Source organism: Longicatena sp., from assembly GCF_982403165.1.
On record NZ_CEVYEL010000078.1, the window covers coordinates 1 to 9,232 of the forward strand.

The window sequence follows — 9,232 nt, forward strand, 5'->3', positions numbered from 1 at the left end:
TTGCTTATATCCGGCATAATATTTTAAAAAACAAATAATTTTTTATATGACCTAAAGAATTGTGCATATGATTGTACTATCACAATTCTTTTTTTATTACTAAAAGTTATACTATAGTCCTTTCTATCGTCTTTATCACCATGAAAATTCGCAAACAAAAAGACACGAATACATCGCATCTTTCTTACATTTCTTCATCTAATCCGCCAATCATCTCAAGTACACGATTGAGGTCATCGTTGCCATGATACTTAATGACAATTTGTTTTTCATCAATTTTTACTTTTGTGCCAAAACGACTCTGTAATCGTTTCTCTACCTGATCCAGATTAACGTCTCGCTCTTTTTTCACCGGTTCCGGCTTAGGCTCATTCATATTTTTAACAAGCGTTTCCACGGCACGCACAGATAAATGCAATTGTATTGCCTTTTGCGCTACCTCTTCCATGAGTTTTGGATCTTTCAAGGATAACAGGGCGCGTACATGCCCCATGCTGAGTTCATTATTCACTACATGCTGTTGCACAGATGCAGGCAATTTTAATAATCGTAACATATTGGCAACATGTTCACGGGATTTCCCAATACGATGTGCTAATTCTTCCTGTTTATATCCTAGTTTCTTAATCAGCTTTTCATAGCCTTGCGCCTCTTCAATAGCATTCAGATCTTCACGCTGAATGTTTTCCAATAAGGCAATCTCCATCATCTGCTGATCATCAAAATCCATCAGGATGGCCGGAATACGCTTTAACCCAGCTAGCTTGCTGGCACGTAAACGACGCTCACCGGTAATTAGTTCATAACCTTTGACTGCTTTTTTAACTAAGATTGGTGTAAACACACCATGTAATTTAATCGAATCTGCCAATTCCTGAATCTTATCATCATCAAAGTGTTTTCTTGGCTGATAAGGATTCGGTTTTACATCCTTAACATCCACCTCAAACTTGCTGTCTTCATGAACCTCGCTTTTCCCTTGCTGAATGTCTTCTAAAACATTGCTGACATCTTCACCAAAGATAGCCGATAGTCCTTTGCCCAGTCTGGCATTGTTCTCTTTTTTTGCCATATTGACGCTTACCTCCTATCTGGCCTTCGCCTTCTTATTCATGCGGACAACCTCATTCGCTAATCCGGCATATGCTTTTGCTCCTTCACAACGTACATCATATTCAAAAATCGACATACCACGTGATGGTGCCTCGCTTAATTTTACATTTCGAGGTATATAGGTTTTATATACACGATCTTTGAAATGCTGACGAACTTCCTGTTGCACTTCTACGCTTAATTTCGTACGTCCATCATACATCGTTAAGATCACACCTTCAATCATCAGATTCTTATTAAACAGCTGCTGTACCAGACGAATCGTTAATAAAAGTTGTGTCACACCTTCCAACGCATAATATTCACACTGTACTGGAATAATAACCGAATCTGCCGCCGTTAAGGCATTGGTATTCAACAAGCCTAAAGAAGGCGGACAGTCAATGATGATAAAATCGTATTCATCCTTAATCGGTTCTAATTTGTTTTTTAATAATTCTTCTTTTCCAACCTCAAATTTTACCATCTGCAAATCGGCACCTGCTAAAGATATATTGGCTGGTATGATATCTATCGGAGGTGATGATAACTTTTTACGAATGTCTCTCACCTCATAATGTTCCATAATCAAATTGTATACAGAAAGTTTATCTTCACCTACTTCAGCACCGACTCCCTGTGTTGCGTTGCCCTGTGGATCAAAGTCTACCAACAGAACCTTGTTACCTAAATATCCTAACCCTGCCGCTAAATTAATCGAAGTGGTCGTTTTACCAACGCCCCCCTTTTGATTTGAAACAGCAATAATTTTTCCCATATGTAACCAGACCTTTCTATTTCGGAATGCGTATGGTTATGATGACATCATCCTCACGTTCTTCTTCCTGCATGAGTGCCTCACAGCCTGCCCGATTCACCATGCTTACCGCTTGATGAATGGTATTTAAAGCAATACGTATACTCTTACTAATGCCTTTCAGCATAACTTTTTTCTTTGGTTTTGGCCCTTGTGCCTCTTCCTTTAATAATTTTTCTGTCTGTGCAACGGTCAGACCTCTTTTTTCTATTTTCTGCAATGTCTGTTTCTGTTTTTCTTCATCTAAGCCTAACAAAGCACGGGCATGACGTTCACTGATACGGCGTGCACTGACTGCCTCCTGTACTTCCTCATCCAGATTTAACAAGCGAATTTTATTGGCAATAGAGCTTTGTGATTTACCTACACGTAAAGCCAGCTGCGATTGATTAATGCCAGCATATTTCATGATTTCCACATACGATTTGGCTTCTTCTATGGCACTTAAATTCTCTCTTTGAATATTTTCAACCAATGCCATTTCTGCCATCTGTACTTCATCAGCATCCATAATATTTGCCGGTACTTCTACAGCACCATTTAAACGTAATGCACGGAATCGACGTTCACCGGCGATGATTTGATATTTATCATTAACCTTTCGTACGGTGATTGGCTGAATCAAACCATTTTCACGAATTGATTGTGCCAGATCCATTAGCGCGTCTTGATCAAATTCCAAGCGTGGCTGATATGGATTCGGTTCAATCAAATCGATTGCTATCATCTTTGTATCTTCCATTCTATTCCTCCTCAAAGGGGATTTTTCTTTATTTGCGCAAATGCTCTTGGATATTTCAATGGGGTTTTCTTTACCTTTTCAAAGACAAAATTGACCCTTTTGGAACCATCCGACAGCACTTTTTCATCCCTGCGTTTCTCCTCACATCCAAGAAGGCGAATTGCTTTTTCAGCCAACGCATACTCCTCTAGCGCATTGGCACCCTTTAATGCCAAAAACATACCGCCTACCTTTACCAACGGAATGCATAATTCTGAAAGCATTGTTAAGTTTGCAACCGCTCTTGCGCTGACGATATCAAAGCTTTCCCGATGTTCTTTCGCATAATCTTCAGCTCTTGCATGTACACAATGCACATTGTTTAACTTCAGCTGATGACACAGAGCTTCTAAAAAAGTAATTCGTTTTCCTAATGTTTCTACAATCGTAATTTCTAAGTCAGGGTAAACGATTTTCAAAGGGATGCTAGGAAACCCAGCACCTGCCCCAACATCACAGAAAGTACCCTTCAGTTTTACATCAAAGGAGGGCAATATAGAATCCAGAAAATGTTTTTCATAGATTTCATCCATATCCGTAATCGCCGTCAAATTCATTTTTTGATTCCATTCAAGGAGCATAGCAGCATACATGGCAAATTGTTGCAGCTGCGTATCCTGCAAAGTTATGCCATATGATTTTACAACATGAAAAAAATCTTCTTTATGAAATGTATTGGACATAGTATCCCTCCAGCATCTACTATTATAACAAACTTACCGTATGAACAAAACATTAAGTTTATGATTTTCAATGATGGGCATCATAAAAAGAAGCAATCTTTGAAAGAATTGCCATGAAGTTTTCTGTATCTTTCTATACGTTGCATGGCTTCCCCGTCGTTTAACTGATTACAATTGATAATTTTTTAATACATCCATGATAGCATCCACATGCGCACCATACACAATCTGAATTTCTTCTTTTGTCTTTAAATAACCGGCAGCACCATTTTGACGAATGCGCTTAAAAACAAACTTATCCTGATCTTTTAATGTGATATGAAGACGTGTGATACAGGAATGAATCGCAATGATATTTTCTGCCCCGCCACAGCCTTCAATGATGACTTTTGCCATCTCATTCAAATCTTCAGCAGCAATACTTCCTTCTTGAAACGGCTCATTTTGATCATTCTCTCTTCCCGGAGTACAAAGATCAAATTTCTTGATCATTAATCGAAATAGCACATAATATATCACAAAGAAAAGCCCACCTTGAACGAATAGCATATATGGTTTTACTGCCATAGGGAGCGAACTCGCCAATACAAAGTCAATAGCCCCGGCACTAAAGCTAAAGCCAGCAATATATTGTAAGCTGGCTGCCATAAACACCGAAATACCAGTCAGTAAAGCATGCATCACATAGAGCAATGGAGATAAGAACATAAAGGAGAATTCTAATGGCTCCGTAACACCGGTGAGAAACGACGCAATAGCAGAGGATACAAAAAACGGCTTCATCTTCTTTTTCCGCGTAATAAAACAGCATTGATACATCGCCAAAGCCATGGCTACCACACCAAACATCATGATTGGATAATACCCTGCCTGATACATGCCCGTGACTCCGCGTATTCCCGTGCCTGCCCAATAATTGCCAATATCATTAATACCAATCACATCAAACCAAAAGATAGAATTTAACATATGGTGCAATCCCAATGGAACCAACAGGCGATTTAAAAACGCATAAATACCTGCGCCCAAAGGTCCCATATCCTTGATCATGGTGCCAATGGAAATAAGCAATGTAAAAATGAGAGGCCAGACGATATATAAAACGATGGAACAAAGCATAGCAAAGATGGAGGTATAAACCAAGACCCTAAAATCAGCAGGTAAATAGTTTGTAGAAACATGTTTACGACGATAACTAAATGCAGCTAACAGACCACTTAAAATCCCAATGAACTGATTATTAATATTGCCAAAAGCTTCATCTACCCGAAAGCGCAAGGTATCTTCTAAAAAAGAGACATTCGATACCGAAAGCAAACTGGTGATAATAAGAAAACATAATAATCCATTACAGGCAGCTAAACCACTTTTATCATCACTTAGTTCATAAGCTACACCGATCGCAAAAATCATTGGCATCTGAGAGATGATAACATTTCCTGTTTTCTGCAAGATCATTGCCATAAAATATAGATTTTCCATACCACTTTCTTCTAATGCATAGCCAATCCCCATAAGCAATGCCGCAGCCGGGAAGACGGCGATTGGCAACATGAGGGCTCTTCCTAATTTCTGTAGTTTCATCTTAATCAATCAGCTTTCCAATATGGATCATCAGATACACCTGTTCATTTTCCTGTAGCTCATAATGATATTTTTCTTTGATCGTTTCTCTGATCTGATGAATACAATGTTCCATTTTATCATTGCGTTTTATCAAAAAGGCATACAAATCGCCAAGCTCTTCTTTTTTCGTCTTTTGATTTGAAAACATATGCTGTCCCAAAAATTTTAAATGCGTAATAAAACGTGAAAAGTTAAGTTCATTCTCATCAAGATGAACCTGATACGTTTCCTCAACGATTCGCTGTACATCTTTAATGAAACGTAAGATTTTTGATACATTACTGCTACGCCCACCATTGTTTAATGTGGCATTGACGATATGCATGGCAATATAACCAGCCTCATCCTCTGGGAAACTGATTTCCGTATTTGCCTGAATGAGCTTTAACGCCCACAGACCCACTTTAAATTCTCTTTTATACAATGTTTTGATTTCATTTAACATGAAATTAGGAACATTGATATTCTGTTTCTTACGTTCTGCCGCATAATGGATGTGATCACTCAATGAGATCAATAGCTGTGGGCTCACTTCTATTTTTAAAGTCTCGCATGCCTTACGGGCTATGACTTCAGCAATTCGAAAATACAAAATAGGTGTACGTTCCAACAGCATATGCAGCTGTTTTTTCTGTTCATCTTCAAAGGTATATGTCTTTTCAATGCGTTTTTCATCTACCGTATCGCCGGGCCGTTTATGAAAGCCGATTCCTGCTCCGACAATGATCATTTCCTGTTTGCCTCTAATTGCCGAAACAATATTGTTGTTGTAAACATGTATGATTTGCATGATGTCCCTCCTTTTACAACAGCAATTGCTGTAATTCTTTTTCCTGTAACCTTTGCAACGCTTGCTGCAAAGCAAATGCCTGGTTACCTGCCGCCAATTCATAGCAGTATTCATCCTTTGCAAGATGATAAGCGCACAGCTTTTGTAATCGTTGTTCATCTACAAAATCCATGTCATACACAGTGATAAATAAGCTGCGATTCATCGCTTTCATCACTCTTATATTCTCCATGCCGCCAAAAACTTCTAACAGTTCTACGACATATTCATCATGGATAGCACCACGCTTTTCCTGGGGTAAATAAAGCCACTGTCTTTTATAAGAAAGCCATAGCAAGCTGATATAGATACTACCAAAAACGACCGTCAGCAATCCACCTGAAACAGAAAAGTAAGCCAAATAAAATATACAGCCACTCCCTATGCAATATACAAGCCATAATAGCGGTGCGCTGATAAACAAATACAACACAAAAGCGTCACTAGCCTGTGATAAGAGGCATTGTAACAGACACAAACTCACAAAAATAGCCATGGGATATCGTTTCTTATGAAGAAGGAATACCATCCAGGAAAGCATAAATGCAGGCATTACACCATATTGCATGACGGTAATGCCCTTCTGAAAACCGGGAAGGATATAAAAACCATCACTGATATCACGTAAACCAACAATCACAAGTCCACTATTCAGGACTTTACTAATGCTTGCCCCAACTATTCCATGCTCATATAATACAGCTGTTAAAGAGAACAATTGACGTATTGTAAATGTCCAGATAAAGTAATACGGAACAGCCAATCCCAACATGATGAAAATAGTTAATATCGGGACCAAACGACGTCCACTGAAAAAAGCCAGACTTTTGGGCAACTGTACTTGCGAAAACCGCTCAAATAGCTTTGCCGCAACCAATCCGCATAAGATGGCAGTCAATGGATTTTGAATATAATCTACAGCCACATCTACATGCCATTGATAAGCAAAAGCCTCATTCAAAACCTCACTTTGTAAAACACTGATGATGAGTAAATAAGCAATCATTGCCGATAAGACAACACTGCCATCCTTATGTCTACAAAACTGATAAGATACAAAGCCTGCCAGTAAGAAAGGCAGCGCCTTAGCATACAAGGCATCCAGACGAACAAATAGTGTCATAAAAGGAAGGATTTCAGCAAGTAGCTGACTGATACTAGCCATGATAGAAACTATAGGAAGAAACAACAAAAGAGGCATACAGGCAACCCATAATTTTCGATACCAAGTCATGAAACCACTTCCTTTTCTAGAATTATAAAACGTTTTCATGATAACATTTTTTCACAAATTGTAAATATCGCAAATAAAAATTTTTTAAAAAAAGGGATTGACAAACGAAATGTAAACGCTTATCATTTGTGTGTAAAAGTTAGAAGCGAAATGATAAAACGTGTTACTGTTCAATCAGGCATGAGTTTTTGGGGAAAAACTTATGCCTTTTTTTGTAGTTTCATGTAGATATCGTTCTGCTCTGGATCCAGCTTTACATGTTTATGTTCGTAAAACAGGAGGAAACTATGAAAAAATTATTATGTGCTTTATGTGCCATGACTTTATTGGCAACTGCAACAGGATGTTCTAACAACAATGCCGACAAGGACAAAAAGGAAACAAGCGGCAATACACTGGTTGTCGCATCAAACAACATTGACGCAAAATCACAGCCAGATGTAGATGCACAGCGTAAATTATTGGAAGAAAACGGTGTTGAGATTTTCGGACTTCAAGAAGTCGATAACATGACAAGACGTAATCACTATGATGTAGTCAGCAAATTCAAAGTTGATCCTTACAAGGATGCATTCTTCTCAAATGCCATCGCTTTCTCCGGTGGTGAATATGGTATTGCGACAGTATCGAAATATGAATTCAAGAGCAAAGATGCTACTAAATTGTATAGCGATTTATTTGCTGGTAAAGAAATCGCACAGGAATTGGCGGATGCTTACAAAGACTATGATCCAGACAATAAAGAATCCGAAGCAAAGATGGATGCTGTATCCGCAAAGAATCCTATTGAACCACGTTTATATCAGCGTGTCGTAATTGAAAAAGACGGCAAAGAAATCGCCTTCTATAACACTCATTTAAGCTATGAAGATCAGAAATTGCGCAAACAGCAGATGGAAACCTTAATGAAAGCCATGGACAGCGATACTTGCAAATATGTAATTGCAGTTGGTGATTTTAATGCCGATCAGTCCACAAAAGAATTTGATGCATTTAAAGAAAAATATCATATTGCCAATGGTTTAGATGGCAAATGGTTAGATACGTATAATGGCGTTGATGATACTATGAAAGTAAACAGTGTCGACAACATCATTGTGTCAAAAAACATCACGATCAAAGAAGTTAAAATGATTCCTTCTAAATTGTCTGACCACAATCCTCTAGTAGCTACATTAGAGCTAGGAGAATAGTTTCATAACATTACCCTTCATTTCCTATTATGAGAACTGTTAAGCGTTACAGTTCTCTTTTTATGATTATCAATTTACATCTTTAACATAAATGATATTCGAATATTCAGAATCATTAGGAGTCAATCTGTCACTAAAAAAAGCCTTCTATCTCAATTCACTTGTATAGAAGGCTCTACTATTTATTTGTATGTTTATCACGACCATTCTCTTTCATGTCTTTGTATAAGATATTCATCTTTTTACTTCGCGATTTCCATCAAATTACAATACATCAATCAAGAATAGCGCTACGTATCTGTTTCATTATGTCCACATAGGTCTTTTCCTATTTCCTTATCTAGCGCAGTTATTTCACCTTACTGCATTCTTATTGCCTATGTTTCACATTTTCACTTACGCTTTTGATTTCTCCTGACTTTGCTTGAATTCCAATGACGCTGCTCAAATCTCATCAGTATACTTAACGTTTGTGAATATCATGTTACCCTTTCATTGTTTGATACACTTACGTAATTACTACTATTTACACAACCAATATGTGAAACACTTTCTTACGGTTCTCTTTACAACGAAATTATCTTAACATGATTTATATAATTTATCTTCTCACCACCCTTATACATATATTGTTATTACGAAGTAGTTTCTTGATAAATTCTATAATCCTAATGGAACAATACTATGGAGTTTCCTCATATCCCTATGAGTGATAACATCACTGTTATCGTTTCCTGATACCTTGTCTGCTGTCACCAGTACTTCTTCAGGCTTTAACTTCCGATGATCCTCACCGTATTTTCCTAAATTATGTTGAGATTATGATATTGAAATAACTTTCCTCTGATGGAATACCTCTACAAGATACCCTTTCACGCATCAGCCTTGGACAAGTTCCATAATTCAACGATCAAACGTTCCCATTGATCAGCTTGTGTCAAGTAGACACACAAAATAATTAAAACATTTTTGTCCAT

At 37.8% G+C, this 9,232-nt stretch carries 8 protein-coding genes; 1 reads left to right on the plus strand and 7 read right to left on the minus strand.

The window, feature by feature from the left end; translation table 11 throughout:
• Positions 1 to 184: 184 nt before the first annotated feature.
• The 7 genes from AC1VS3_RS11980 to AC1VS3_RS12010 form a co-directional block, all read right to left on the minus strand.
• A complete protein-coding gene (locus AC1VS3_RS11980; protein ID WP_008691189.1) occupies positions 185 to 1,072 on the minus strand; it encodes a ParB/RepB/Spo0J family partition protein in 888 nt (295 codons plus the stop codon).
• A gap of 15 nt (positions 1,073 to 1,087) precedes the next feature.
• The gene (locus AC1VS3_RS11985; RefSeq protein ID WP_008691188.1) at positions 1,088 to 1,870 is read right to left on the minus strand and encodes a ParA family protein; all 783 of its coding nucleotides are present in this window, start codon (positions 1,868 to 1,870) and stop codon (positions 1,088 to 1,090) included.
• 16 nt (positions 1,871 to 1,886) lie between these two features.
• Positions 1,887 to 2,651 carry a ParB/RepB/Spo0J family partition protein gene (locus AC1VS3_RS11990; protein WP_008691186.1) on the minus strand — a complete coding sequence of 255 codons (765 nt, stop codon included), beginning with the start codon at positions 2,649 to 2,651 and terminating at the stop codon, positions 1,887 to 1,889.
• 11 nt (positions 2,652 to 2,662) lie between these two features.
• Positions 2,663 to 3,373, minus strand: a complete 711-nt coding sequence (rsmG, locus tag AC1VS3_RS11995; RefSeq protein ID WP_008691184.1) for a 16S rRNA (guanine(527)-N(7))-methyltransferase RsmG — start codon at positions 3,371 to 3,373, stop codon at positions 2,663 to 2,665.
• Between the two features lie 168 nt (positions 3,374 to 3,541).
• A complete protein-coding gene (locus AC1VS3_RS12000) occupies positions 3,542 to 4,957 on the minus strand; it encodes a PTS transporter subunit EIIC (RefSeq protein ID WP_226897107.1) in 1,416 nt (471 codons plus the stop codon).
• Position 4,958: 1 nt separating this feature from the next.
• On the minus strand, positions 4,959 to 5,789 hold the full coding sequence (locus AC1VS3_RS12005; RefSeq protein WP_008691180.1) for a PRD domain-containing protein: 831 nt from the start codon (positions 5,787 to 5,789) through the stop codon (positions 4,959 to 4,961).
• Between the two features lie 13 nt (positions 5,790 to 5,802).
• The gene (locus AC1VS3_RS12010; protein ID WP_008691178.1) at positions 5,803 to 7,062 is read right to left on the minus strand and encodes a PTS transporter subunit EIIC; all 1,260 of its coding nucleotides are present in this window, start codon (positions 7,060 to 7,062) and stop codon (positions 5,803 to 5,805) included.
• A 287-nt stretch (positions 7,063 to 7,349) separates the two neighbouring features.
• Here AC1VS3_RS12010 and AC1VS3_RS12015 point away from each other — a divergent pair, with 287 nt between their 5' ends.
• Positions 7,350 to 8,255, plus strand: coding sequence for an endonuclease/exonuclease/phosphatase family protein (locus AC1VS3_RS12015; RefSeq protein WP_008691176.1), 906 nt, complete (start codon positions 7,350 to 7,352; stop codon positions 8,253 to 8,255).
• Positions 8,256 to 9,232: the final 977 nt, after the last annotated feature.